This window comes from Bacillus sp. P14.5 (genome assembly GCF_003316765.1).
Lineage (GTDB): Bacteria > Bacillota > Bacilli > Bacillales > Bacillaceae_B > Rossellomorea.
Map to the genome: position 1 here is coordinate 1 of NZ_NIJF01000035.1, position 1,440 is coordinate 1,440.

The following is a 1,440-nucleotide window of genomic DNA, read 5'->3' on the forward strand; positions in this document are numbered from 1 at the left end:
CCTCGACCCTCTGGATACACATCTTCACTAAAAGCATTAACTCTTGTATCCACCTCGACCCTCTGGATACATATCTTCACTAAAACATTAACTCATGTATCCACCTCTGGCCGTCTGGATACGATATCTTCACTAAAAAGCAGCCACTCTTGTACCCACCTCGACCCTCTGGATACACATCTTCACTAAAAAGCACTAACTCTTGTATCCACCTCGGGCCTCTGGAAACATATCTTCACTAAAAAGCACTAACTCATGTACCCACCTCGTGCCTCTGGATACACATCTTCAGCAAAAGCACCTTCTCATGTATCCATCTCGACCCTCTGGATACACATCTTCACTAAAAGCAGCCACTCTTGTATCCACCTCGGCCCTCTGGATACACATCTTCACTAAAATCACTAACTCTTGTACCCACCTCGTGCCTCTGGATACATATCTTCATCAAAAAGCACTAACTCATGTATCCACCTCGGCCCTCTAGATACACATCTTCAACTAAAAAGCACTAACTCTTGTACCCACCTCGACCCTCTGGATACATATCTTCACTAAAAAGACATTAACTCATGTATCCACCTCGGGCCTCTGGATACATATCTTCACTAAAAAGCACTAACTCTTGTACCCACCTCGTGCCTCTGGATACACATCTTCACTAAAAAGCACTAACTCTTGTATCCACCTCGACCCTCTGGATACACATCTTCACTAAAAAGCACCTTCTCATGTATCCACCTCGGCCCTCTGGATACACATCTTTACTAAAAACACTAACTCATGTATCCACCTCGACATCTTCACTAAAAAGCAGCCACTCTTGTATCCACCTCGGCCTTCTAGATACATATCTTCATACAAAAGCACTAACTCTTGTATCCACCTCGACCCTCTGGATACACATCTTCAGCAAAAAGCACTAACTCTTGTATCCACCTCGGGCCTCTGGATACATATCTTCACTAAAAGCACTAACTCATGTACCCACCTCGTGCCTCTGGATACACATCTTCACTAAAAAGCATTAACTCTTGTATCCACCTCGACCCTCTGGATACATATCTTCACTAAAAAACATTAACTCATGTATCCACCTCTGGCCTCTGGATACATATCTTCATCAAAAGACACTAACTCATGTATCCACCTCCACCCTCTGGATACACATCTTCACTAAAAGCACTAACTCATGTACCCACCTCGTGCCTCTGGATACATATCTTCACTACAAAAGCACTAACTCATGTATCCACCTCGGCCCTCTAGATACACATCTTACAACTAAAAAGCACTAACTCTTGTACCCACCTCGACCCTCTGGATACATATCTTCACTAAAAGACATTAACTCATGTATCCACCTCGGGCCTCTGGATACATATCTTCAACTAAAGACACTAACTCTTGTACCACCTCGCGCCTCTGGATACATATCTT

The 1,440-nt window shown here is 43.6% G+C and carries 1 protein-coding gene; it reads left to right on the top strand.

Annotated elements, in window-relative coordinates; all coding sequences use genetic code 11:
- Positions 1 to 189 (top strand): hypothetical protein (locus B9Z54_RS25165; protein ID WP_205207668.1); only part of this gene is annotated, 189 nt, incomplete at its 5' end.
- Positions 190 to 1,440: the final 1,251 nt, after the last annotated feature.